Annotated in this window: 24 protein-coding genes; 12 read left to right on the top strand and 12 right to left on the bottom strand. The window is 68.8% G+C overall.

Annotated elements, in window-relative coordinates; genetic code table 11:
* Nucleotides 1-9 precede the first annotated feature (9 nt).
* From FZN60_RS17000 to FZN60_RS16960, 9 genes are all read left to right on the top strand, one after another.
* Nucleotides 10-963 (top strand): cyclase family protein, encoded by a 954-nt coding sequence (locus FZN60_RS17000; protein WP_246726886.1) that lies wholly within the window; start codon nt 10-12, stop codon nt 961-963.
* A gap of 9 nt (nt 964-972) precedes the next feature.
* Complete coding sequence (locus FZN60_RS16995; RefSeq protein WP_158874689.1) at nt 973-1,737, top strand: SDR family oxidoreductase; 765 nt, start codon at nt 973-975, stop codon at nt 1,735-1,737.
* A 31-nt stretch (nt 1,738-1,768) separates the two neighbouring features.
* Entirely contained in the window at nt 1,769-2,701 is a 933-nt protein-coding gene (gene kce, locus FZN60_RS16990) for a 3,5-dioxohexanoate:acetyl-CoA acetone transferase (RefSeq protein WP_158874688.1), read from the top strand.
* 89 nt (nt 2,702-2,790) lie between these two features.
* The gene (locus tag FZN60_RS16985; RefSeq protein WP_199266584.1) at nt 2,791-4,047 is read left to right on the top strand and encodes an amino acid ABC transporter substrate-binding protein; all 1,257 of its coding nucleotides are present in this window, start codon (nt 2,791-2,793) and stop codon (nt 4,045-4,047) included.
* 10 nt (nt 4,048-4,057) lie between these two features.
* Nucleotides 4,058-4,927 (top strand): branched-chain amino acid ABC transporter permease, encoded by an 870-nt coding sequence (locus tag FZN60_RS16980; RefSeq protein ID WP_158874687.1) that lies wholly within the window; start codon nt 4,058-4,060, stop codon nt 4,925-4,927.
* Nucleotides 4,924-5,913: a branched-chain amino acid ABC transporter permease gene (locus FZN60_RS16975; RefSeq protein WP_158874686.1), complete on the top strand. Its 990-nt coding sequence runs from the start codon at nt 4,924-4,926 to the stop codon at nt 5,911-5,913. Before FZN60_RS16980 ends, FZN60_RS16975 begins: the two co-directional genes overlap by 4 nt.
* Nucleotides 5,910-6,653, top strand: coding sequence for an ABC transporter ATP-binding protein (locus FZN60_RS16970; protein ID WP_158874685.1), 744 nt, complete (start codon nt 5,910-5,912; stop codon nt 6,651-6,653). Before FZN60_RS16975 ends, FZN60_RS16970 begins: the two co-directional genes overlap by 4 nt.
* Nucleotides 6,643-7,377 (top strand): ABC transporter ATP-binding protein, encoded by a 735-nt coding sequence (locus FZN60_RS16965; protein ID WP_246726885.1) that lies wholly within the window; start codon nt 6,643-6,645, stop codon nt 7,375-7,377. Before FZN60_RS16970 ends, FZN60_RS16965 begins: the two co-directional genes overlap by 11 nt.
* Before the next feature lie 32 nt (nt 7,378-7,409).
* Nucleotides 7,410-7,859, top strand: a complete 450-nt coding sequence (locus tag FZN60_RS16960; RefSeq protein ID WP_158874684.1) for a DMT family transporter — start codon at nt 7,410-7,412, stop codon at nt 7,857-7,859.
* Nucleotides 7,860-7,869: 10 nt separating this feature from the next.
* Here the strand turns inward: FZN60_RS16960 and FZN60_RS16955 are convergent, their stop codons facing one another.
* From FZN60_RS16955 to hisD, 9 genes are all read right to left on the bottom strand, one after another.
* Nucleotides 7,870-8,763, bottom strand: coding sequence for a polysaccharide deacetylase family protein (locus FZN60_RS16955; RefSeq protein ID WP_158874683.1), 894 nt, complete (start codon nt 8,761-8,763; stop codon nt 7,870-7,872).
* 84 nt (nt 8,764-8,847) lie between these two features.
* Nucleotides 8,848-9,942 carry an amidohydrolase family protein gene (locus FZN60_RS16950; RefSeq protein ID WP_158874682.1) on the bottom strand — a complete coding sequence of 365 codons (1,095 nt, stop codon included), beginning with the start codon at nt 9,940-9,942 and terminating at the stop codon, nt 8,848-8,850.
* 123 nt (nt 9,943-10,065) lie between these two features.
* Nucleotides 10,066-11,106: an ABC transporter substrate-binding protein gene (locus FZN60_RS16945; RefSeq protein ID WP_158874681.1), complete on the bottom strand. Its 1,041-nt coding sequence runs from the start codon at nt 11,104-11,106 to the stop codon at nt 10,066-10,068.
* Nucleotides 11,107-11,140: 34 nt separating this feature from the next.
* The gene (locus tag FZN60_RS16940; protein WP_158874680.1) at nt 11,141-12,034 is read right to left on the bottom strand and encodes an ABC transporter permease; all 894 of its coding nucleotides are present in this window, start codon (nt 12,032-12,034) and stop codon (nt 11,141-11,143) included.
* Between the two features lie 4 nt (nt 12,035-12,038).
* On the bottom strand, nt 12,039-12,917 hold the full coding sequence (locus FZN60_RS16935; RefSeq protein WP_158874679.1) for an ABC transporter permease: 879 nt from the start codon (nt 12,915-12,917) through the stop codon (nt 12,039-12,041).
* Nucleotides 12,917-13,753, bottom strand: a complete 837-nt coding sequence (locus FZN60_RS16930) for an ABC transporter ATP-binding protein (RefSeq protein WP_246726883.1) — start codon at nt 13,751-13,753, stop codon at nt 12,917-12,919. Before FZN60_RS16930 ends, FZN60_RS16935 begins: the two co-directional genes overlap by 1 nt.
* A gap of 182 nt (nt 13,754-13,935) precedes the next feature.
* On the bottom strand, nt 13,936-14,577 hold the full coding sequence (locus FZN60_RS16925) for a GntR family transcriptional regulator (RefSeq protein ID WP_158874678.1): 642 nt from the start codon (nt 14,575-14,577) through the stop codon (nt 13,936-13,938).
* Nucleotides 14,578-14,660: 83 nt separating this feature from the next.
* The gene (locus tag FZN60_RS16920) at nt 14,661-15,668 is read right to left on the bottom strand and encodes a Gfo/Idh/MocA family protein (protein WP_158874677.1); all 1,008 of its coding nucleotides are present in this window, start codon (nt 15,666-15,668) and stop codon (nt 14,661-14,663) included.
* A gap of 25 nt (nt 15,669-15,693) precedes the next feature.
* Entirely contained in the window at nt 15,694-17,001 is a 1,308-nt protein-coding gene (gene hisD / locus FZN60_RS16915) for a histidinol dehydrogenase (RefSeq protein WP_158874676.1), read from the bottom strand.
* A 201-nt stretch (nt 17,002-17,202) separates the two neighbouring features.
* Here hisD and FZN60_RS16910 point away from each other — a divergent pair, with 201 nt between their 5' ends.
* The 3 genes from FZN60_RS16910 to FZN60_RS16900 are packed head-to-tail and all read left to right on the top strand — an operon-like array spanning nt 17,203 to nt 19,708.
* Nucleotides 17,203-17,679: a VOC family protein gene (locus FZN60_RS16910; RefSeq protein WP_158874675.1), complete on the top strand. Its 477-nt coding sequence runs from the start codon at nt 17,203-17,205 to the stop codon at nt 17,677-17,679.
* Nucleotides 17,680-17,699: 20 nt separating this feature from the next.
* Nucleotides 17,700-18,920 carry an acyl-CoA dehydrogenase family protein gene (locus tag FZN60_RS16905; RefSeq protein ID WP_158874674.1) on the top strand — a complete coding sequence of 407 codons (1,221 nt, stop codon included), beginning with the start codon at nt 17,700-17,702 and terminating at the stop codon, nt 18,918-18,920.
* Between the two features lie 38 nt (nt 18,921-18,958).
* Entirely contained in the window at nt 18,959-19,708 is a 750-nt protein-coding gene (locus FZN60_RS16900) for a TetR/AcrR family transcriptional regulator (protein WP_158874673.1), read from the top strand.
* Here the strand turns inward: FZN60_RS16900 and FZN60_RS16895 are convergent.
* The 3 genes from FZN60_RS16895 to FZN60_RS16885 are packed head-to-tail and all read right to left on the bottom strand — an operon-like array spanning nt 19,662 to nt 21,741.
* A complete protein-coding gene (locus FZN60_RS16895; protein WP_158874672.1) occupies nt 19,662-20,393 on the bottom strand; it encodes an SDR family NAD(P)-dependent oxidoreductase in 732 nt (243 codons plus the stop codon). The two genes, FZN60_RS16900 and FZN60_RS16895, sit on opposite strands and share 47 nt — an antisense overlap.
* Complete coding sequence (locus FZN60_RS16890; protein WP_158874671.1) at nt 20,393-20,836, bottom strand: GlcG/HbpS family heme-binding protein; 444 nt, start codon at nt 20,834-20,836, stop codon at nt 20,393-20,395. Before FZN60_RS16890 ends, FZN60_RS16895 begins: the two co-directional genes overlap by 1 nt.
* A complete protein-coding gene (locus FZN60_RS16885) occupies nt 20,833-21,741 on the bottom strand; it encodes an NAD(P)-dependent oxidoreductase (RefSeq protein ID WP_158874670.1) in 909 nt (302 codons plus the stop codon). Before FZN60_RS16885 ends, FZN60_RS16890 begins: the two co-directional genes overlap by 4 nt.

Here is a 21,741-nt window from a genome sequence, read left to right as displayed (position 1 = left end):
ATCGAGACCATGGACATCACCGTCGGCAAGGCCGCCATCGCGGAAGCCTCGGAGAAGCTGTCGAACTGGGGCCGCTGGGGCAAGGACGACCACATCGGCACGCTGAACCACGTCGAGCCCCAGCACATCGCCCGCGCCGCCTCGCTCATCAAGCGCGGCCAGGTCTTCGCGCTCGGCATCCCGCTCGACGCCAAGGGGCCGCAGAACGGCCTCTTCGGCGGGCGCTTCAACCCGATCCACCAGATGCTCGCCACCGGCACCGACGCCGTGGCCGGGCGGCAGGACTGGAACAACCTCCGCTACGCCGACGACACGCTGAACCTCTGCGTCCAGGGCGCCACGCACTGGGACGCGCTCGGCCACATCTTCTACGAGGACAAGGCCTATAACGGCCACGACGCCAAGCTCATCGATTCCCGCGGCCTCCACGTCCTCGGCATCGAGCATTCCAAGAACAAGATGGTCGGGCGCGGCGTCCTTCTCGACATCGCCCGGTTCCGCGGCGTGCCCTGGCTCCAGGACGGCGAGTCGATCGGCAACGACGAGCTGGATGCCTGTGCGGCAAGCCAAGGCGTCACGATCGGCAAGGGCGACTTCGTCATCATCCGCACCGGCCAGATGGAGCGCTGCCTCTCCGAGGGCGAGTGGGGCGGCTATGCCGGCGGCGACGCGCCGGGCGTGAAGTTCGAGAACTGCTACTGGTGCCAGGACAAGGAGATCGCCGCGATCTGCTCCGACACCTGGGGCGTCGAGGTGCGGCCGAACGAGACCGGCGAAGCGAACCAGCCCTGGCACTGGGTCGTGATCCCCGCCATGGGCCTTTGCATGGGCGAGATCTTCTACGTGAAGGAGCTCGCCGAGGACTGCGCCAAGGACGGCGTCTACGAGTTCTTCTTCTGCGGTCCTCCGCTGGTCATCACCGGCGGCACGGGATCGCCGATCAACCCCCAGGTCATCAAGTAAGGCTTTCCCATGAATGCGACTCCCGCCTCTCCCGGCACGCTCGTCGTCACCGGCGCCTCTCGCGGCATCGGCGCCGCGGTGGCCATCCGCGCCGCCATCAATGGCTGGGCGGTCGCGGTGAACTACGCTGCCGACGAGGCGGGGGCGGCCGCCGTCTGCGAGGCCATCCGCCGGACCGGCGGGCGTGCCGAGCCGATCCGGGCGGACATGCGCAGCGAAGCGGACATCGTCAGGCTGTTCGACCGGGCGGCGGACGCGCTCGGACCCGTCACCGGGCTCGTCAACAATGCCGGCGGCACCGGGCCGCTCTGCCGCCTCGCCGACCTCGAGGCGCAGGCGCTCGCCGACGTCCTCGCCGTCAACGTCACGGGCCTGATGCTCTGCTGCCGCGAGGCGGTGCGGCGCATGGCGACGAGCCGGGGCGGCTCGGGCGGGGCGATCGTCAACCTTTCCTCCCGCGCGGCCGATCTCGGCGGCGCGGGGGAATGGGTCCACTACGCCGCGACGAAGGGTGCGGTGGACACCGCGACGGTCGGCCTTGCCCGGGAACTCGCGAGCGACGGCATCCGCGTCAACGCCGTCTCGCCCGGCCTCATCGCCACCGGCCTCCACGCCGCGGCCGGGGCGCCCGGCCGCCTCGACAAGGCGTCCAGCGTCGTGCCCGCGGGCCGCGCCGGCGAGCCCGAGGAGGTGGCGGAAGCCGTTCTCTGGCTGCTCTCGCCGGCCGCCTCCTACGTCACCGGCGCCAACATCGACGTTTCCGGCGGGCGCTGACGCGCCGCCTCATCAGACAAGGACGACAGCCATGGCCGCGACCCGGAAGGTCATCATCACCTGCGCCGTCACCGGCGCGATCCACACGCCCTCGATGTCGCCGCACCTGCCGATCACGCCGGACGAGATCATCGCCGACGCCGTCGGCGCCGCGGAGGCGGGCGCGGCGATCCTGCACCTTCACGCGCGCAACCCCGAGACCGGCCGTCCAGACCAGACGCCGGAGGCCTTCGGCCGCTTCCTGTCGCGCATCAAGCAGCAGACGAGCGCGGCGATCAACATCACCACCGGCGGCAGCCCCTACATGAAGGTCGAGGAGCGCGTCCTGCCGGCCGCGACCTACAAGCCCGAAGTCGCCTCGCTCAACATGGGCTCGATCAACTTCGGCCTCTTCCACCTCCTCGACCGCTACAAGGAGTTCAAGTTCGAGTGGGAGCGCGAGTTCCTGGAGGCGACGCGCGACCTCGTCTTCCGCAACTCCTTCAAGGACATCGAGTACATCCTCCAGACCTGCTACGGCAACGGCACGCGCTTCGAGTTCGAGTGCTACGACATCGCGCATCTCTACAACCTCGCGCACTTCCTCGACCGCGGCCTCGTCAAGCCGCCGCTCTTCGTCCAGTCGGTCTTCGGCATTCTCGGCGGCATCGGCACGCATCCCGAGGACGTCATCCACATGAAGCGCACGGCGGACCGCCTCTTCGGCGACCAGTACCGCTGGTCGGTGCTGGGCGCGGGCTCCTCGCAGATGCGCATCGCCGCGCAGGCCGCCGCCATGGGCGGCAACGTGCGCGTCGGGCTGGAGGACTCGCTCTGGCTCGGCCCGGGCCGGCTCGCGACCTCGAACGCCGAGCAGGTGCGCCAGGTGCGCACGATCCTCGAAAACCTCGGCTTCGGCATCGCGACCCCCGACGAGGCGCGCGAGATCCTGGCGCTGAAGGGCCCTGAACAAGTGGACTTCTAGGCCGAGACAGGCCGAACCCCGCCTCCCGCGTCAAGGCCAAGGGGCCGGCGCGAGGGGCGGGCAATCACGATTTGGGAGGAGAAACCGAGATGATTTCGAGACGCAAGCTGCTCGCCACCACCGCTGCCGCGACGACGCTCGCCGCGATGGGCGGAACGGTCGCCCTCGCTCAGGACGGGCCGATCCGGATCGGCATGGGCATGGCCATGTCCGGCGGTCTCGCCGCCGGCGGCAAGGCGGCGCTCCTCGCCTACCAGATCTGGGCGGAGGAGGTGAACGCGCGCGGCGGCCTCCTCGGGCGGCAGGTCGAGCTCGTCACCTACGACGACCAGAGCAATCCCTCGACCGTTCCCGGCATCTATTCCAAGCTGATCGACGTCGACGGCGTCGACATCGTCATCTCCGGCTACGCCACCGTGCCGACGGCCGCCGCGATGCCGGTGATCATGCAGAAGCGCAAGCTGTTCCTCTCGCTCTTCGCGCTCGCCGCCAACGACCAGTTCAACTACGACCGCTACTTCCAGCTCCAGCCGAACGGGCCGAACGCCAAGGTCGAGTTCTCTAAGGGCTATTTTGAGCTGGCCATGGCGCTTCCCGAAAAGCCGAAGACCGTCGCGCTGGTGGGCGCGGACGCCGAGTTCTCGATCCTGGCGCTGGAGGGCGCGCGCGAGAACGCCGAGATGCACGGCCTCGAGATCGTCTACGACCAGACCTATCCGCCCAACACCATCGACTTCGCCTCGATCGTGCGCACCATCAAGGCGGCGGCGCCCGACCTCCTCTACATCGGCTCCTATCCGCCGGATTCGGCCGGCATGATCCGGGCCGTCCACGAGGCCGGGTTCAAGGCGCAGATGGTCGGCGGCGGCATGATCGGCCTGCAGTTCGCGGGGCTGAAGACGCAGCTCGGCGAAATGCTGAACAACGTCACCTATTACGACCTCTACGTTCCCGAGCCGACGATGCAGTTCCCCGGCATCGACGCCTTCCTCGTGCGCTACCGCGAGCGGGCAGCGGCCGCCGGCGTCGACCCGCTCGGCATCTACATCCCGCCCTTCGCCTATGCCGAGATGCAGATCCTGGAGCGCGCGGTGACCGAGGTCGGCTCGCTCGACGACGGCGCGCTCGCCGACTTCATCCGCAAGACGACCTTCGACACGGTGGTCGGCCAGATCGCCTTCGGCGAGCGCGGCGAATGGGCGGCCCCGCGCATCCTGACCTGCCAGTTCCAGGGCATCGAGGGTTCCGGCGTCGAGCAGTTCGGCGAAGCGGGGCGGCAGGTGATCCTGCATCCGCCGGAATACAAGTCCGGCGAGCACCGCCATCCCTTCCCGGCGAGCGCCTGAGGCCCCGGGAATGTCGATGGAACTCTTCGGCAACGCTCTTCTCTCGGGCCTCCTTCTCGGAGGGTTCTACGCGGCCGTGGCGGTGGGCATCACCATCGCCTTCGGCATGCTCGACATCGTCAACATCGCGCATCCCGCCTTCATCATGCTGGGGGCCTTCGTCGCCTACTGGCTGAACGTCGAGTACGGGCTCGACCCGCTGCTCGCCGCCCTCGTCGCCGCGCCCTTCGCCTACATCGCGGGGCGCGGCCTCTACCGCTACTATCACGGCGTCTTCGAGCGGCGCTCGGAGGACTCGCTGCAGGGCCTCGCCTTCTTCTTCGGCCTGCTCTTCGTGGTCGAGGTGTCGCTCCTCCTCGTCTTCGGCGTTGACTACCGCTTCGTCTCCGCGCCCTACATCGGCCCGAGCCTGACGTTCGGCGACTATTCCGTGCCCTACCGCATGCTCGTGCCGTTCCTGGCGGGCCTCGGGGTCGTGGCGCTGATCGCGCTCTATCTCGGGCGCACCTTCACCGGGCGCGCGATCCTCGCCGTCAGCCAGGACCCGGGCGCGCTGCGGCTCGTCGGGGGCAATCCGGTGAAGATCAAGGAGGCGGCCTTCGGGCTGTCCATCGCCACCGCCATGCTCGCCGGCGCGCTTCTCGTGATCATCCAGCCCATCGAGCCTTCCATGGGCCGCGAGTTCATCGGCCGCGCCTTCGCGATCTGCGTCCTCGGCGGCATGACGAGCCTCCTCGGCACGGTGGTCGCCGGCGCGATCCTCGGCGTCGCGGAAGCGATGACCACGACCTATGTCGGCGCCGCCTGGGGTCCCGCGGTCTCCTTCGGGCTCCTCCTCATCACCCTGGCCGTGCGGCCGAGCGGGATCTTCGGCCGATGAGCAGTCTGTCCACGCCCTATGTCGAGGACCGCCGCGGCGGCCTGCCGCGCACGCTCGTCTGGCTCGGTCTCGCCGCCGCCATCGGCGTCGTCCTCTTCACCGTCCTCGGCCGCTTCAATTCGGAATACGCCTACCTCGCGGCCTACGGCGTCCTCCAATACGTCGTGCTCGCCACCGGCTGGAACATCCTCGGCGGCTATGCCGGCTACGTGAACTTCGGCGCGGCGGGCTTCTACGCCCTCGGCGTCTACGGCTCGGTCTTCCTCTACAAGCTCTTCCCCGACCTGCCGGTGCCGGTGATGGTGCTCGTCGCGGCCGGGGTCGGCGCCCTGTTCGGGCTCGGCATGGGCTACCTCACGCTCCGCCTCCGCGGCGTTTTCTTCTCCATCGGAACGCTCGCGCTCTCGGTCATCCTCCACACGGTGATCGTCAACTGGGAGTTCGTCGGGGGGGCGCGCGGCGCCTACATCATCCGGCCCGAGGACGCGCCGTTCTTCAGCTCCTACGCCGCCTATCTCTGCGCGCTGATGTTCGTGCTGGCGGTGATCGCCGTCGCGATCGCGCGCACCGTCCAGCATTCCTGGCTCGGCCGGGGCCTCGCGGCCATTCGCGACGATGAAACCGCGGCGGAATGCTCCGGCGTCGCCAGCCTCAAGCTCAAGCTCGCCGCGACCTCGCTCTCGGGCGCGGTGCTCGCCATGGCCGGGGCGCCCTTCCCCTTCTTCATCACCTATGTCGACCCGGCGACGGCCTTCAGCCTGACGGTCGCGGTCAACACCATCGCCATGCCCGTCATCGGCGGCATGGCGACCTGGATCGGGCCGGTGGTCGGCGCGGTCCTCATCGGCTCGCTCCAGCAGTTGGCGACGGTCACCATCTCCTCCTCCGCCAACCTTCTCATCGTCGGGCTTCTCCTCGTCGTGTTCACCTCCATCGCGCCCTTCGGCATCATGGGCCTCCTGTCGCGGCGGCGCACCGTCCGATGAGCGCCCTCGCCCAGACCACCAACCCGCTCATCCTCGACGCGAGCGGCATCGTGAAGCGCTTCGGCGGCTTCACGGCCCTCGACGGCGTCGACTTCACCGTGCGGCCCGGCGAGCGCGTCGGCCTCATCGGGCCGAACGGCTCGGGCAAGAGCACCTTCGTCAACTGCATCACCGGCGCGCTCGTGCCGGAAGCCGGGCGCGTCCTCTTCGAGGGCGCCGACATCACCCGCCTTTCGGCCCATCGTCGGGCGCGCATGGGCCTTGCCCGCTCCTTCCAGATCCCGCGCCCGTTCAAGGGCATGACGATCCGGGAGAACATCGAGATCCCCCTCGCCTTCGCCGCCGGCGAGACGAGCCGGCGCAAATCCGCCGAGCGCGCCGGCGAGATCCTCCACTCGGTCGGCCTCGGCCCCCGCGCCGCCGACCTGCCCGCGAGCCTCAGCCAGGTGGAGCTGCGCCGCCTCGAGCTCGGCCGGGCGCTCGCCGCGAACCCGCGCCTCCTCATCGCAGACGAGGCGATGGCCGGCCTGTCGGACTCGGAGGTCGACGAGATCCTGGAGCTGCTGGTGCGCCTCAACGGCGAAGGGATCGCCGTGATCCTCATCGAGCACATCATGCGGGCCGTCACCGGCTTCTGCGAACGCATCGTCGTCCTCGTCGCCGGCAAGAAGATCGCCGACGGCGCGGCGGCCGAGGTGATGCGCCACCCGGACGTGGAAAGGGCCTATCTTGGGCAATAGCTTGAGCGTCGAGGGCCTCCATGCCGGCTACGGCGCGGTGAAGGTCCTCTCCGGCATCGACATGAGCGTGCGCCACGGCGAGACCGCGGCGCTGCTGGGCACCAACGGCAACGGCAAGTCGACGCTGCTGAAATGCCTGACCGGCCAGATCCGCCCGAGCAAGGGCCGCATCACGGCCACTATCGACGGGCAGACGCACGACCTTTCGGCGCTCTCGACGGAAGCCATCGTCGCGCTCGGCATCGCCCTCGTGCCGGAGGGCCGGCGCCTCTTTCCCAAGCTGACGGTGGACGAGAACCTGACGCTCGGCGCCATGCCGAAGAAGGCCCGCGCCGGCATGGAGGAGCGCCGCGCCTTCTGTTTCGAGGCCTTTCCGCGCCTGAAGGAGCGGCGGCGCCAGCTCGCCGGCTCGATGTCCGGCGGCGAGCAGCAGATGCTCGCCTTCGGCCGAGCGCTGATGTCGGCGCCGAAGATCCTCCTCGTCGACGAGCCTTCGGTCGGCCTCGCCCCGATCCTCGTGGCGAGAATGATCGACAAGATCGCCGAGCTGAAGGCGGCACTGGGTCTGACGGTTCTCATGGCCGAGCAGAACTTCAACCAGGCGATCCGCATCGCCGACCGCGGCTACGTCCTCGTCCACGGCGAGATCGCGCACGCGGCGGAGGACGCCGCCAGCCTCAAGGCCAACGACGTGGTGCGCCGCCTCTACCTCGGCGTCGATTGACGGAAATCCGCGGCCGGGCGAAGGCGGGAGCCATGACGAGCACGATCCTCCTCGCCGTCGCGGCGCTCGTCGCCGCCGGCTGCGCGCTGTCCATCCAGGGTCCGATCAACGCAGCGCTCGCCCGCGGCGTCGGCGACGCGGGTGTTGCCGGCTGCCTGTCCTTCTTCGTCGGGTTCGCCGTGCTCGCGGTCGTCTCGACCGTGCGCGGCTCGTGGCCGGCCGGCGGCCTCTTCGCGACGAGCGTTCCCTGGTGGGCCTGGATCGGCGGCTTCTTCGGCGCCTTCTACGTCTCCATGCTCATCTGGAGCGTGCCCAAGCTCGGCGTCGTCTCGACGGTCGCCGCCCTGGTCTTCGGGCAGCTTGCGGCGGCGCTGCTGCTGGACCGGCTCGGCCTGTTCGGCTTGGCCGTGCAGCCGGTGTCCTGGACGCGCCTCGCCGGCTGCGGGCTGGTGCTGGCGGGCCTCGTGATGACCCGCCTCTGACCAGATCGGATCAGGCGGCCTGCGAGGCCTTGCCGGCCGTCGCCCCGCGGTACCAGGCGGCGATCTCCTCGCCGGTCATCCAGGCGACCTTGTCGTGGCCGAGGATGTGGTCGATCAGCTTCTCGAAATAGCCGATCCGGTGCGGCACGCCCGTGAGATACGGGTGGAGGCTGATCGCCATGACGCGGGCGTTCTCCTCGCCGTCCTGGTACAGGCGGTCGAACTGGTCGATCGTGCGGCGCATGAACGCGTCCGACGGCAGCTTCTCGACGGCATGGACGACGATGTCGTTGGTCTCGACGCTGTAGGGCACCGAGAGCATGGGGCCGTGGCGGGTCGAGAGCTCGCAGGGCAGGTCGTCCACCACCCAGTTGGCGACGTATTCGATCCCCGCCTCGCGCAGGTAGTCGAGCGTGTCCTCTGTCTCCGTCAGCCCGGGGCTTTCCCAGCCGACCGGCCCCTTGCCGGTGAAGCCGCGGATCGCGTCGACGGTCTTGGCGATCTGGTCGCGCTGGTCCTCGAGGTGGTGCATGGGGCGTTGGACGAAGCCGTGGCCCATGAACTCCCAGTCGGCGTCGCGCGCGGCTTGCGCGATGCGCGGATAGGAGTTCACGACGTTGCCGTTGAGGGCCATCGTCGCCCGCAGGTTCCGGCTCTGGAGGGCTTTGAGGATGCGCCAGAAGCCGACGCGCATGCCGTATTCGTGCCAGGCCCAGTTCGGCAGGTCCGGCATCAAGGGCTGGCCCATGGGCGCCGACAGGACGGTGCGCGGCATCGGCCGCTCGATCGACCATTCCTCGACGTTGACGATGAACCAGACCGCCACGCGCGCGCCGCCCGGCAGCTCCAGCCGCGGGCGGTCGACAAAGGCCTCGTAGGGAATGCGGTCGCTCATTTTGGGCATGTTCGGTCTCCTCCCGGTTTCTTCGAAAACGCGAAAGCCCGGCCGCGCCTCCTCGACGCGGCCGGGCTCGATGTCAGACGGCGGTCAGGCCGAGATGCCGAGGAGCTTCAGCGCGGTGAGGCCCGCGACCTTGGAGCGCTCCTCGTCCGAGAGCGGGGTCGAGAGGATGTGCTCGACCGGATCGTAGTCGGCCATGTCGTAGGGGTAGTCGGTGCCCATGACGATCTTGTCGGCGCCGTAGAGCTTCACGAGGTATTCGAGCTGATGCGGCGTAAAGACGACGCTGTCGAAATAGACCTTCTTCAGGTACTCGGTCGGCGGCTTCGGAAGGCCGGCCCGCGAGTCCTGGCGCGCGCCCCAGGCGTGGTCGATGCGGCCCGAATAGGCCGGCAGGAAGCCGCCGCCGTGAACGGCGAGGATCTTCAGGTTCGGTAGGCGCTCGAGAACGCCGTCGAAGATCAAGCGGTGCAGCGCAACGGTCGTTTCCAGCGGGTTGCCGATGACGTTGGAGAAGTAGTGTTCCTCGAAGCGCCGCCCCTCGGTGAAGCCGTTGGGGTGGATCATGACGAGGCAGCCGAGCTCCTCCGCCTTCCGCCAGAACGGCTCGTACTGCGGCGCCGACAGCTCGTTGCCGTTGACGTTGGTGAGGACCTGCACGCCCTTCAGGCCGAGGTCGTTCACGCAGAAGGAGAGTTCCTCCGCCGCCGTCGCGCCGTCCTGAAGCGTCACCGTGCCGAGGCCCGCGAAGCGGTCGGGGCGCTTGTTCACGAAGGCGGCGATGCCCTCGTTGACGATCTTGGTGGCCTTCACGGCCTCCTCGGTCGGCAGCGTGTAGTAGCACTGGAAGGGCGGCGGAGCGACGAGCTGGAAGTCGATGCGCATCGCGTCGAGGACGGCGAGCCGATCCTCCATGTCGGTCATCGCGACCGTGCGGTCCTTGTCCTGCTGCCCGTTGATCGACTTGGTCTGATCGTTCGAGTGCCGAACCATCGGAATGTCGGTGAAGTTCAGGTGCGGCTGCGCGAAGCGCGCGGCCTCGGGAACCGCGATGTGCGAGTGGATGTCGACCGTCTTCGTCTTGACGCGGCCTTTCTCGGGCGAGGCCTTGCGAGCGGCGGTCGCGCCGTAGCGGTTGACGGCGTCGCCGAGCGAGGCGGTGTCGATGACGGAATGCGGCATGGAACTGTCCTTTTGCGAAGATGAGGGCCGCCGGTCCGCGGCGCGGAGCGCGCGGGCGAACGGGGTGGTGTCGAAAGACTGGAGGGCGAGGCCCGCCGCGCGCTGCGGCGGCGGGCCGGCGGCTCACATGTTGGCTTCTTTCCAGGCCGCGACGTCGGCCTTGACCTTCTCGCGGTCGAAGTCGTTGGCCGGGCCGATGAAGCGGTCGTCGAGGAAGGTCGAGGGGTCGACCTCGCCGTCGATGGCGCCGACCTTGATCATCGGCGGCTGGACGTCCTTCCAGACCTGTGCCTGGAGATCGCCGAGGCGCTCGGTCTGCGAGCGGTTCATCGGCACGGAGGCGTCGAAGAAGGCGCGGCCGAACTCGTCGCTCGCCCATTCCTCCGGCACCGCGGCCTTGGTCATGGCGGCGACGGCATCGGGATCGTAGTCGGCGGCGATCATGCCCTTCGACCAGGCGCGGAAGAAGCCTTCGAGCGGCTCCTTCAACTCCTCCATCCGGCTGCCCGACACGGCGAAGGAGTTCGCCGGCTGCACGGACACCTCTTCCGGGGTGATCGTGCGGATCTTGAGGCCGGCCGCCTGCATGGACAGCCAGTCCGGCACGGCGCCCGAGATCGCCGACACCGTGTTGTCGCGCACGGCAGCGGCCAAGGTCGGGCCGGCTTCGCCGACGACGACGGTGGTGACGTCGTCGATCGAGGCGCCGCGCGCGTCGAGAGCGATGGTCAGCGTCGTGCGGTCGCGGTCGGCGACGAGGCCGACCGTCGTGCCCTTGAGCTCGGCGACGTCCTTGTAGGGGCTTTCGGCCGAGACGAAGATGCCCTCCGGCGCGCGCTGCATCACCTCGTAGACGATCTTGAAGTCGGCGCCCGACTGCGCGGCCTGGAAGGTCTGCGGCGCGTCGAGCATGGCGATGTCGGCCTGCCCGTTCTGGACGAAGGCGATGAAGGGGATCGCCGTCGAGGACGGCAGGAGGTTCACCGAGACCCCCTCCTCCTCGAAGTAGCCGAGCGCCTCGCCGGCGATCAGCGGGTAGAAGTTCGCCGAGCGCGGCAGCGGCATGATCACGTTGAGCTGCTTCACCTCCTGGGCGAAGGCGCTCGCCCCCGGCAGGATGCTGGCGGCGCCGAGCAGGAGCGCGGCAAGGGTCTTCATAGGCATGTCGGATCCTCCACTTTGTTTTTGCTTGAAGTTTTCAGTCCTTGCGCGCGGCGGCGGGTTTCGTCCGCCAGGACAGAGCGCGCCTCGCTCGCGCCTTGCCCACCGCCGCCATGCGCGCGTCCCGCCGCCAGAAGACGATCCGGTCGTCGAGGATTTCCATCAGCGTGAAGAGCAGGAGCCCCATTAGCGACATCGAGAGCAGCGTCGCGATGGCCGAGGCCATGTCGAGCTGGAAGGAGTAGCGGTTCATGAGAACCCCCACGCCCTCGGTCGCCTGCGTGAACTCCGCGACGATCACGCCGACGAGTGCCGAGGTCATGCCGATCTTGAGGCCCGCGAAGATCATCGGCAGGGCCGCCGGCAGGCGCAGCTTCCAGAAGAGCTGCCTGTTCTTCGCCCCGAGCGAGCGGAACATCTCGTGCCGGTCGGCGTCGGTCTCCATGAGGCCGGTCAGCGTGTTCACGAAGATCGGGAAGAAGGCGATGATGGCGCCGAGCGCGATCTTCGAGCTCCAGCCGAAGCCGAACCAGGCGATCACGATGGGCGTCAGCGCCAGCGCCGGCGTAACGTTCAGGACGATCGCATAGGGCGCGACGTAGCGGCGGAAGCTCTCGTTCAGCGCCGAGGCGACGGCGAGCCCGATGCCGACCGCGGCGGCCACCAGGAAGCCGGCCACCGCCTCGAAGAGCGTGACGAAGAAGTGCCAGTAGATGGCGCCCTGCGTGACGTAGAGCCGGCCGATGGCGGTCGCGATGCGGCTCGGGCGCGGCACGAGGTAATCGTTGAAGAGGCCGAAGCGGCCGGCCGCCTCCCAGGCCGCGAGAATGCCGAGGAAGATCACGAGGTGGAGGCCGACGCGGCCGAGGACCGCGGAAAGGTTCCACCAGCGCAGAGCGGGCGACGGGGTCGTCTGGGTGAGGTCGGTCATGGCGTCAGGCTCCCCGTGCGATCGCGGCACTGCGGAAGGCGTTGGCGCGGCGCCTGCCGACCGCCGCGGCGCGGGCGTCCGAGCGCCAGAAGACGAGACGCTCGTCGATCAGCTCCATCGAGCGGAAGATCAGGAAGCCGAGCGCCGTCAGCGTGAGCAGGCAGGCGAAGGTTGCGTCCATGTTCAGCGTCGAGGTGTAGCGCTTGAGAAGGACGCCCATGCCCTCGTTGGCCGAGATGAACTCGGCGACGAGCGCGCCGCTGAGCGCCGAGGCCATGGCGAGGCGCAGGCCCGCCATGATCATCGGCATGGCGTCGGGCAGCATCAGCTTGCGGAAGACCTGCCACTTGGAGGCCCCCAACGAGCGAAACATCTCCCTGGCGTCCTCGTTGACGCTCAGCATGCCGCTCAGCGTGTTCACGAAGGGCGCGAAGAAGCAGACCAGCATCACGATCGCGATCTTCGAGGTCCAGCCGAAGCCGAGCGCCGCGATGATGATCGGGCCCACCGCGATGCGCGGCGTCGCCTCCAGGACGATGATGTAGGGCTTCATGAAGCGCCGGAGCGTCGCGTTCAGCCCGACGAGGATGGCGAGGCCGATGCCGAGCGCCGAGCCCGCGAAGAAGCCTGCGAAGACTTCGACCAGCGTGATGCCGAGATGGTACCAGGCATTGCCGACCGTGACGTAGAGCGAGACGAAGGCCGCGACGATCGCGCTCGGTGCGGGCAGGAAGAGCGGGTCGATCAGCCCGAGCCGCGATGCGGCCTCCCACAGGACGACGATGGTCCCGAAAATGGCGAGGTTGCGGGCGAGCCGGGCGCGCGCCGGCGAAAGGCCGAGCCCCGTGCCGACGGGAACCGCAAGGTCGTTGGCGACGCTCATCAGTGCCCTCCGAGGACGTCGCGCACCTCGGAAACGAGGGCGTTGAACTCAGGGCTCTGCTGGATCGAGAGGTCGCGCGGGCGCTCGAAGGGCACGTCGACGATTTTTGCGAGGCGTCCCGGGCGCGGGGTCATCACCATCACGCGGTCGGCGAGGAAGATCGCCTCCTGGATGTTGTGCGTGACGAAGAAGGTCGTGCCGCCGACTTCCGCGACGACGCGCATCAGTTCGACGTTCAGACGCTCGCGGGTGAACTCGTCGAGCGCGCCGAAGGGCTCGTCGAGAAGGAGGATGTCGGCGCCGGTCTGGAGCAGGCGGGCGAGCGCGACGCGCTGCTGCATGCCGCCGGAGAGCTGGCGCGGAAAGGCGAATTCGAAGTCCTTCAGGCCGACCATGTGGAGGAGCTCGGCGGCGCGCCGCTTGTCGTCCGCGGTCACGCGGCGCTGCAGCTCGGTCGGCAGAAGGACGTTCTCGATGGCGGTGCGCCATTCAAGAAGCGTCGCCTTCTGGAACATCATGCCGATGTCGCTGCGCGGCTCGGTGACTTCCCGGCCGTGAACGGACAGGCTGCCGCCGGTCTTCGGGATGAGCCCCGAAATGATGCGCAGGAGCGTGGACTTGCCGCAGCCGGACGGGCCGACGAGCGAGATGAACTCGCCCTTCTTCGCCTCGAAGCTCGCGCCCTCCAGCGCCACGACGCTGCCGTCGCCGAACGTTTTCGTGACGCCGCGCGCCTCGATGACGGTCTCGCCAGCGCTGACGCCGCCGACCACCCGCGGGCGGGCGGGCACGGGCCTCGCGGCGGCGCTGCTCCTGTCGATCGCGATTGAGTTCACCTCTGGTTCCTCCCAATGCGCGGCCCTCCGGCGCGCCGACAAGCGCGCAGGGGCCCCTGGTCCGGGCCGGCCGAGGCCGCGCCCGATCGTTTCCGTGTGTGAGCCCCTCGTTTTCCGGGGGCTTTCTTGTCTGCCCGCCCATCGCTGGGCGAGGAACTCGGGCGGGCGCCGGAGCGCCCGGCTCAGCCGACGATCGGTCGGCTCTGAAGCCCGCGCATGATCTGCGCGCGCGAGGTGTCGATATGCGCCCGCACCAGCTTCGCGGCCTTCGAAGCGTTGCGCGCCTGAAGCGCGTCGATGATCTGGACGTGATCGGCGAGCGGCTGGTCGAACGGCCCCGAACCGATGCTCGACAGCGACACGATGCAGAGCCGGCCGTAGAACTCCATCACCCGCCGGCACTCCTCGGCGAGGCGCAGATTGCCCGACAGCGTCGCGAGAGCGGTGTGGAACTGCCTGTTGTACTTGGCGAAGACTTCCTTCGACGACATGTCGGCGGTGCGGTAGCGATCGAGCGAGGACAGGTCGTCCGCACTCGCGATCTCGACGATCCGCTTCACCACGCCGGTGTCGAGGATGATGCGCAGGTCCAGGATGTCTTCGGCGTCCTTGACCGAGATCGGCCGGACGCGGTGACCCCGGCGCGGCTCGATCTCGACGAGGCCCTCGAATTCCAGCTTCTGCATGGCGTCGCGCACCGGCGACTTGGAGACGCCGTAGCGCTTGGCGAGATCCGCCTCGCGCAGTTCCATGCCCGGCATGAGCTCGCAGGAGAGAATCTCGCTGCGCACCATCTGGAAGATCTTGTTCCGTACCAGGCTCATCGATTATCCGTCTTCCTGATATTCCACGAGACTGAACGTGATATTCCACCGGGTCAATCGACCCGGTGGCCGGCTCACTTAATTTATCGATCGATAGATGCCACCTGGACGAGTTCGCCGGTCGCCGCCGAGCGCGCGATCGCCTCCAGAACGGCAATGTTGCCGATCTTCTCGGCCTCGGTGAAGGGATAGTCGGCTCCGCCCTCGATCGCTTCGGCGAAGGCTTCGAGGTTGGCCTTGACCGTGTCGTTCCAGTCGAAGCGCGTGACGCGGGGCTCCTCGCCCGTCACCTGCACGGTCAGCGTGGCCGGCCCGGGCGTGTCGGGATGGGTGTCGTTGCGGATCTCGGCCCAGGCTTTCGAGCCGAAGACGGTGAAGCGGAGATAGAGCGGCGTCGCGAGCACGGCGTTGAGATAGGAGGTCGCCCCGCCCTCGTGGCGGATCAGCGCCGAGACGACGTCGCCGTTCTCCGACTGGAGCACCCGGTTGGCGGTGGCGGCGAAGACCTCGCTCGCCGGGCCGAAAAGGTTCACGAAGGCATCGGAGAGGTGGATACCCATGGCCGTCATGCCGGCGGCGGGGCTCTCCGCCGACGAGCGGCGCCAGTCGGTCTGGGCGACGTTGACAAGCTTGTCGTGGCTGAAGTTGGCCTCGGCATGCATGACCGTGCCGAGCTCGCCCGCCCGCACCATGCGGCGCAGCTCCTCCATCGCGTTCTCGAAGCGGCGCTCGTGGCCGATGCCGAGGACGACGCCCGCCTTCGCGCAGGCCTCCACCGAGCGCTCGGCTTCGGCCCGCGTCAGCGCCAGCGGCTTCTCGCAGAAGACGTGGAGGCCGCGCGCCGCGGCGGCCGCGACCTGCGCCGTGTGCAGGCTGTTCGGCGTGCAGAGGATGACGCAGTCGAGCCGGTCGTCGGCGATCAAGCGATCGAAGTCGCCGTAAAGGTCGATCCCGTGGGGCGCGAGGAACTCCGCGTGCCGCTCCGGCGCGACGTCGGCCGCGGCGACGATGCGCAGCTTCTCCGAGTCCTTCATTCGCCCGACCATGGTGCGACCCCACCAGCCGAGCCCGGCAATTCCTGCCTTCAGCATGCGTCTCTCCCTCCCTGGACCGCGCTCATTCAGCCGCTTCGGCGTAGGGCACGTTGTCGCCGCCGTAGCGGCGCACGCGCACGTTCGCCTGTTCGGCATGACCGGCGAAGCCTTCGAGCATGCAAAGGCGCGAGCAGTAGCGGCCGATCATCGCCGCGGCCTCGTCGGTGAGGACCTTCTGATAGGAATGGGTCTTCAGGAACTTGCCGACCCAGAGACCGCCCGTGTAGCGCCCCGCCTTCTTGGTCGGCAGCGTGTGGTTGGTGCCGATCACCTTGTCGCCGTAGGCGACGTTGGTGCGGGGTCCGAGAAACAGCGCGCCGTAGCTCGTCATGTTCTCGAGGAACCAGTCGTCGCGGTCGGTCATGACCTGGACGTGCTCGGAGGCGACGTCCTCGGATACCGCAAGCATCTCCTCGTAGCTGTCGCAGACGATCACCTCGCCGTAGTCGCGCCAGGAGGCTCGGGCGATCTCGGCCGTCGGCAGGATCGACAGGAGGCGCTCGACCTCCTCCATCGTTTCGCGCGCCAGCTTCTCGGAATTCGTCACGAGCACGGCCGGCGAGGTCGGTCCGTGCTCGGCCTGGCCGAGGAGGTCGGTCGCGCAGATCTCGGCGTCGACGCTCTCGTCGGCGATCACCATGGTCTCGGTCGGACCGGCGAAGAGGTCGATGCCGACGCGCCCGTAGAGCTGGCGCTTGGCCTCCGCCACGAAGGCGTTGCCGGGGCCGACCAGCATGTCGACCGGCTTGATCGTTTCAGTGCCCAGCGCCATCGCGCCGACCGCCTGGATGCCGCCGAGGCACAGGATCTCGTCCGCCCCGCCCATGTGCATCGCCGCGACGATCGCCGGATGCGGCGCGCCGTTCTGCGGCGGCGCCGAGGCGACGACGCGCTTCACGCCCGCGACCTTGGCGGTGACGACGCTCATATGGGCGGAGGCGACCATCGGATACTTGCCGCCCGGCACGTAGCAGCCGACGGCGTTCACCGGGATGTTCTTGTGGCCGAGGATGACGCCCGGCAGCGTCTCGACCTCGACGTCGCGCATCGAGGCCTTCTGGTGCTCGGCGAAGGTGCGCACCTGGGTCTGTGCGAAGCGGATGTCGTCGAGGTCGCGCTTGGAGACCTTCGACAGCGCTGCCTCGATCTCCTGCTCGGACAGGCGGAAGCTCTCGGGCGAATAGGTGTCGAAGCGCTGCGACAGCTCGCGCACGGCCGCATCGCCGCGCGCCTCGATGTCGGACAGGATGCCTTCGACGCTGGCGCGCACCCGCGCATCGTCTACGGCCCGGGCCTCGGCGCTTCGCGCGGTCTTCAGGTGGCGGATCATGTTCGGGGGTCCTCCTCGCAGCGCCGGGCCTCCCAGCCTGCGCCCTCGCCGCTCGGCGCGGCGACGCCGCATGTTTGCGGCTCTTATTTATCGAGTGAAAACTAAGCCGCCCGTCCTGTCAAGGTGGGAGGGCAATTGCAAGCGCGTCGGAAGCGTGCTTATTTATCAATCGATAAATGATGCGGCGAGGGAGGAAACGCCATGTCCGCCACCGGTTTGAACCATCTTTCCATCGGCTCGACCGACATCGAGCGCTCGGTACGCTTCTACGAGAGCCTCTTCGGCATGGAGCGGATCCCGACCTACAATTTCGGCTTCCGCACCCAGTACCTGCGCTGCGGCGACCAGCAGATCCACGTCTTCCAGCTTCCCGATTCGGTGCCGCGCTTCCAGCACTTCGCGATCAACGTCGACGACTTCATGCAGGTGTACGAGAGAGCGAGCGCCGAAGGCCTCCTCGACGACGCCTTCGGCAACGCGGTGAACGAGATGCCGGACGGCTCGGTGCAGATGTACCTGCGCGATCCCGGCGGGAACCTCGTCGAGGTCAACTGGCCGGATGCCGCCACCCTCGACGCCTCGCGCATCAAGGAATGGAAGAAGCTCGCCGAGCGCCACGAGCAGCGCGGCGAGAACCTCGAGGCCACCCTCTACCACAACCGGCGCCAAGCCTCCTGAGCGGCGAAGGAACCCGTTCCATGTCCAGCATCGCCGTCACGAAGCCCCTGCCCCGCAATGCCGCCGCCGAGCCGCCGAGCTATGCCGAGCTTCTCGGCCGCGCCGCCGAGCTGGTGCCGGTCCTTGAGGCCCGCGCCAGCTCCGCCGAGGAGATGCGCCGCCTGCCGCCCGACAACGAGGCGGACCTCCACGCCGCCGGCCTCTACCGCATGCTCCAGCCGAAACACCGCGGCGGCTCGGAGGCGCCCTATCGCAGCCTCGTCGAGATCGGTGCGATCCTGGCCCGCGGCTGCGCCTCGACGGCCTGGAACCTGACGAACCTCGCGAGCCACCACTGGATGCTGGCGATGTTTCCGGAGGACGCACAGAACCGCATCTGGGACGAGAATCCGGACGCGCTGATCGCCTCGTCCTTCGTGTTTCCCGCGGCCAAGGTGAAGCGCGTGCCGGGCGGCTACAGCCTGTCCGGCCGCTGGCCCTTCTCGTCGGGCGTCGACCCCTCCGACTGGAACATGCTCGCCGGCATCGTGCGGGACGAAGGCGCCGCGCCCGACCACCGCGTCTTTCTCGTCCACCGCTCGGACTACGAGATCCTCGACACCTGGCACACCGTTGCGCTGAAGGGCACGGGCTCGAAGGACGTCGTCCTGGAGGACGTCTTCGTTCCCGAGGCGATGAGCGTCTCGGCGGCCGACCTCAAGGGTGGACCGACGCCGGGCGCGAGCGTCAATCCCTCGCCGCTCTACCAGCTCCCCGTCTTCGCGCTGTTTCCCGCGATCCTCTCGGGCGTCGGTCTCGGCAACGCGGAAGCCGCCTATGACGATTACGTCGCGCGCTCCTCCTCGCGCTCGGCCAGTTATTCAGGCGCCAAGCTCGCCGAGTTGCAGTCGACGCAGATCCGGATCGGCGAGGTCGGCGCCAAGCTCGCCGCGTCCCGCCGCATCATGATCGGCCTGTGCGAGGAATCGACGCGGGTGGCAGAAGCCGGCGGGCGCGAGGACCTCCTGACGAAGCTCGCCTACCGCCGCGACCTCGCCTACGCGACGGGCCTGTGCACGCAGGCCGTCGACGCCGTGACCTCGGCGAGCGGGGCCGCCGCGCTCTACCTGTCCAGTCCCGTCCAGCGCCGCTTCCGGGACGCGCACGGCGTCGCCGCCCATATCGCCTTCTCGATGGACGCGTCCGCTTCGGCCTATGGCCGCGTCGCGCTGGGGCTCGACACGGACAATCCGACCGTGTGAAAGGAGCGCCGCACCGCAGCATGGGACGGTTGACGACGATGGCGCGAAGACAGGCGGCGAGCGCCGGAACATCGGCAAACGAGGCGGCCCCGCCGCCGGAGAAGCGCCGGCGCGTGCGGATCAAGCCGGAGGAGCGCTATCGCGAGTTCGTGTCGAAGGCGGTGGAGCTCTTCGCCGAAGTCGGCTTCGACGCCGGCACGCGCGAGCTCGCCCAGCGCCTCGACGTCACGCAACCTCTCCTCTACCGCTACTTCCCCTCGAAGGGCGACCTCATCTCCGCGGTCTACAAGGAGATCTACCTCGACCGCTGGAAGCCCGGCTGGTCGGGGATGATCGAGGACGAGAGCGAGCCCCTGCGCACGCGTCTCCAGCATTTCTACGAGGACTACACCGAGACGATCTTCACGCCGGAATGGCTGCGCATCTACATGTTCGCCGGCCTTCGCGGCGTCGACATCAACGCGCGCTACGTCGTCAACGTCGAGACCGACCTCCTGATGCCGATGGCCCGTGCTGTGCGGCGCGAACTCGGCCTCGACCCGGACGCGCCGATCCGGCCGGAAGAGGTCGAACTCTTCTGGACGCTGCACGGCGGCATCTTCTACTATGGCGTGCGGAAGGTGGTGTACGGCTTCGCCTGCCCGATCGGCAAGGAGCAGATGATCGCCAACGCCGTCGCCGCCTTTCTCGACGGCGCGGCGAGCGTGATGCGCGGCTTCGCCGCCGAGGACGCGTCCGCGCCTACTGCGCCGTCCACCCGCCGTCGATCGCCAGGCTCTCGCCGGTGATCAGCCCCGCCGCGGGCGAAGCGAGGAAGACGACGGCGTTCGCCACGTCCTCGACGCTGGCGAGCTTCTTCATCGGGATGCGGTCCATGACGAAGGCCGAGAAGTCCGGATTCGCGAACATCGGCTCGGTCATCGGTGTCAGGACGAAGGTCGGCGCGACGGACACGACGCGCACGCCGTTCGGGGCCAGTTCCACGGCCATGGCCTTGGTCAGCCCTTCCACCGCGTGCTTCGACAGGCAGTAGACGGTGCGGCGCGGCGAGCCGACGCGTCCCATCTGCGAGCTCATGTTGACGATGACGCCCGAGCCTTGCGCCACCATGCGCCGAGCCGCGGCCTGCGCGGTCTTGTAGACGGAGCGGATGTTCAGGGCGAGCAGCCGGTCCAGCGTCTCGTCGTCGACGTCCACCATCGGCATCGGCTTGTTGCCGCCGGCATTGTTGACGAGGATGTCGAGCCGCTCCAGCGCCTCGACCTGCGCGTAGAACGACGCGTCGAGCACGTCCGCCACCATCGGCCGGATCAGCGCCCCGCCCTCCTCGCGAAGGCTGTTGAGGTCGGCGGGCGTGCGCGCGACGGAAACGACCTCCGCGCCCGCGCCGGCCAGCGCCAGCGCGATGGCCCGGCCGAGGCCGCGGCCCGCCCCGGTGACGAGCGCCACCTGCCCGTCGAGCGAGATGCGCATCAGGCGGCTCCCGTTGTCGTATCGGCGGTGAGCCCCGTGGCCGCGATGCCGGCGCAGGCGCAGACCTCGTCCATGTCCGAAGTGTCGCCGCTGACGCCGACCGCGCCGATGATGCGCCCCTCGCCGTCGCGCAGGAGCACGCCGCCCGGCACCGGGATCAGCCGCCCGTCGGAGGCCGCTGCGATGGCGTTGAAGAAGGCGGGCGCCGTCTTCGAGCGCTCGAACAGCGTGCGCGTCGGCAGGCCCATGCCGAGCGCCCCCCAGGCCTTTCCGGTCGCGATCTCGCAGCGCAGGATGCCGCTGCCGTCCTCGCGCTTGAGGACGACGACGTGGCCGCCGGCGTCGAGCACCGCCACCGTCAGCGGCTGCGCGCCCTTCGCCCGCCCCGCTTCCAGCGTGGCGTCGACGATCGCGTCGGCCTGGCTCAACGTGACGCCGTTCATGCCTTGCCTCCGGGTTGCGACATCTGCTGGAGCACGGCGAAGAGCGCCGCAGTGTCCTCCTTGTCGCGTCCCTGCGCCAGCGCCGCGACGTAGTAGGGCAGGCTCGCCGCCATCAGCGGCACGGGCGCGCGCACGGATTTCGCGTGGTCGAGGATCAGCGTCAGGTCCTTGATGTAGACGTCCATCTTCATGGTCGCCGGCTCGTACTCGCCCCGCACCATCATCGGCCCGCGCACTTCCAGCATGCGCGATTGCCCCGCGCCCGACGCCACGGCCTCGAGCACCATGTCGAGGTCGAGCCCGGATTTCTCGGCGAGCAGCAGCGCCTCGGCGGCGGCGAGATTGTGGATCGTGACGAGGAGGTTGGCGATGTATTTCAGCTTCATGCCGGCGCCGAAGCCGCCGACGAAGCGTACCTGCCGCGCGAAGCCCTCGAAGATCGGTCGGACGCGCTCGACGACGCTTTCCTCGCCGCTCGCATAGATCACGAGGTCGCCCACCGCCGCCTGCGCGCCCGTGCCGCTGACGGGGCAGTCGAGGACGGCGATGCCGCGGGGCGCCAGCGCGTCGCGGACCGCTTCCTTCGCGTCGAGCGGCAGCGTGCCCATCTCGCAGATCACGCCGCCGGCCTGCATGCCCGCCGCGACGCCCTTCTCGCCGAGCACCGCCTCGCGCAGGACCGGCACGGAGGCGAGCGCCACGAGCACGACCTCGGCCGCCTCGCCGACGGCCCGCGGGCTGTCGAGGAAGCGTCCGCCGATCCGCTCCAGGCTCGCGCCGGCCTCCGTCGACACGTCGAAGCCGACGACGCCGAAGCCGGCCTGACGCAGGTTCTTGGCATAGGCCGAGCCCATGATGCCGAGCCCGACGATGCCGACCGTCGGCAGGACGTGGTTGTCGTTCAT

Source organism: Antarcticirhabdus aurantiaca, assembly GCF_009765365.1.
Lineage (GTDB): Bacteria > Pseudomonadota > Alphaproteobacteria > Rhizobiales > Rhizobiaceae > Antarcticirhabdus > Antarcticirhabdus aurantiaca.
This window is presented reverse-complemented; position numbering and strand designations above follow the sequence as displayed.

What these genes read in the sequence shown, in the direction of transcription:
- FZN60_RS16900 (WP_158874673.1), top strand. Translation starts at nt 18,959, where the DNA reads ATGGCGCGAAGACAGGCGGCGAGCGCCGGAACATCGGCAAACGAGGCG.
- FZN60_RS16980 (WP_158874687.1), top strand. Translation starts at nt 4,058, where the DNA reads ATGTCGATGGAACTCTTCGGCAACGCTCTTCTCTCGGGCCTCCTTCTC.
- FZN60_RS16910 (WP_158874675.1), top strand. Translation starts at nt 17,203, where the DNA reads ATGTCCGCCACCGGTTTGAACCATCTTTCCATCGGCTCGACCGACATC.
- FZN60_RS16970 (WP_158874685.1), top strand. Translation starts at nt 5,910, where the DNA reads ATGAGCGCCCTCGCCCAGACCACCAACCCGCTCATCCTCGACGCGAGC.
- FZN60_RS16920 (WP_158874677.1), bottom strand. Translation starts at nt 15,668, where the DNA reads ATGCTGAAGGCAGGAATTGCCGGGCTCGGCTGGTGGGGTCGCACCATG.
- kce (WP_158874688.1), top strand. Translation starts at nt 1,769, where the DNA reads ATGGCCGCGACCCGGAAGGTCATCATCACCTGCGCCGTCACCGGCGCG.
- FZN60_RS16890 (WP_158874671.1), bottom strand. Translation starts at nt 20,836, where the DNA reads ATGAACGGCGTCACGTTGAGCCAGGCCGACGCGATCGTCGACGCCACG.
- FZN60_RS16940 (WP_158874680.1), bottom strand. Translation starts at nt 12,034, where the DNA reads ATGACCGACCTCACCCAGACGACCCCGTCGCCCGCTCTGCGCTGGTGG.
- FZN60_RS16960 (WP_158874684.1), top strand. Translation starts at nt 7,410, where the DNA reads ATGACGAGCACGATCCTCCTCGCCGTCGCGGCGCTCGTCGCCGCCGGC.
- FZN60_RS16895 (WP_158874672.1), bottom strand. Translation starts at nt 20,393, where the DNA reads ATGCGCATCTCGCTCGACGGGCAGGTGGCGCTCGTCACCGGGGCGGGC.
- hisD (WP_158874676.1), bottom strand. Translation starts at nt 17,001, where the DNA reads ATGATCCGCCACCTGAAGACCGCGCGAAGCGCCGAGGCCCGGGCCGTA.
- FZN60_RS16935 (WP_158874679.1), bottom strand. Translation starts at nt 12,917, where the DNA reads ATGAGCGTCGCCAACGACCTTGCGGTTCCCGTCGGCACGGGGCTCGGC.
- FZN60_RS16885 (WP_158874670.1), bottom strand. Translation starts at nt 21,741, where the DNA reads ATGAACGACAACCACGTCCTGCCGACGGTCGGCATCGTCGGGCTCGGC.
- FZN60_RS16985 (WP_199266584.1), top strand. Translation starts at nt 2,791, where the DNA reads ATGATTTCGAGACGCAAGCTGCTCGCCACCACCGCTGCCGCGACGACG.
- FZN60_RS16975 (WP_158874686.1), top strand. Translation starts at nt 4,924, where the DNA reads ATGAGCAGTCTGTCCACGCCCTATGTCGAGGACCGCCGCGGCGGCCTG.
- FZN60_RS16995 (WP_158874689.1), top strand. Translation starts at nt 973, where the DNA reads ATGAATGCGACTCCCGCCTCTCCCGGCACGCTCGTCGTCACCGGCGCC.
- FZN60_RS17000 (WP_246726886.1), top strand. Translation starts at nt 10, where the DNA reads ATGGACATCACCGTCGGCAAGGCCGCCATCGCGGAAGCCTCGGAGAAG.
- FZN60_RS16945 (WP_158874681.1), bottom strand. Translation starts at nt 11,106, where the DNA reads ATGCCTATGAAGACCCTTGCCGCGCTCCTGCTCGGCGCCGCCAGCATC.
- FZN60_RS16905 (WP_158874674.1), top strand. Translation starts at nt 17,700, where the DNA reads ATGTCCAGCATCGCCGTCACGAAGCCCCTGCCCCGCAATGCCGCCGCC.
- FZN60_RS16925 (WP_158874678.1), bottom strand. Translation starts at nt 14,577, where the DNA reads ATGAGCCTGGTACGGAACAAGATCTTCCAGATGGTGCGCAGCGAGATT.
- FZN60_RS16955 (WP_158874683.1), bottom strand. Translation starts at nt 8,763, where the DNA reads ATGCCCAAAATGAGCGACCGCATTCCCTACGAGGCCTTTGTCGACCGC.
- FZN60_RS16950 (WP_158874682.1), bottom strand. Translation starts at nt 9,942, where the DNA reads ATGCCGCATTCCGTCATCGACACCGCCTCGCTCGGCGACGCCGTCAAC.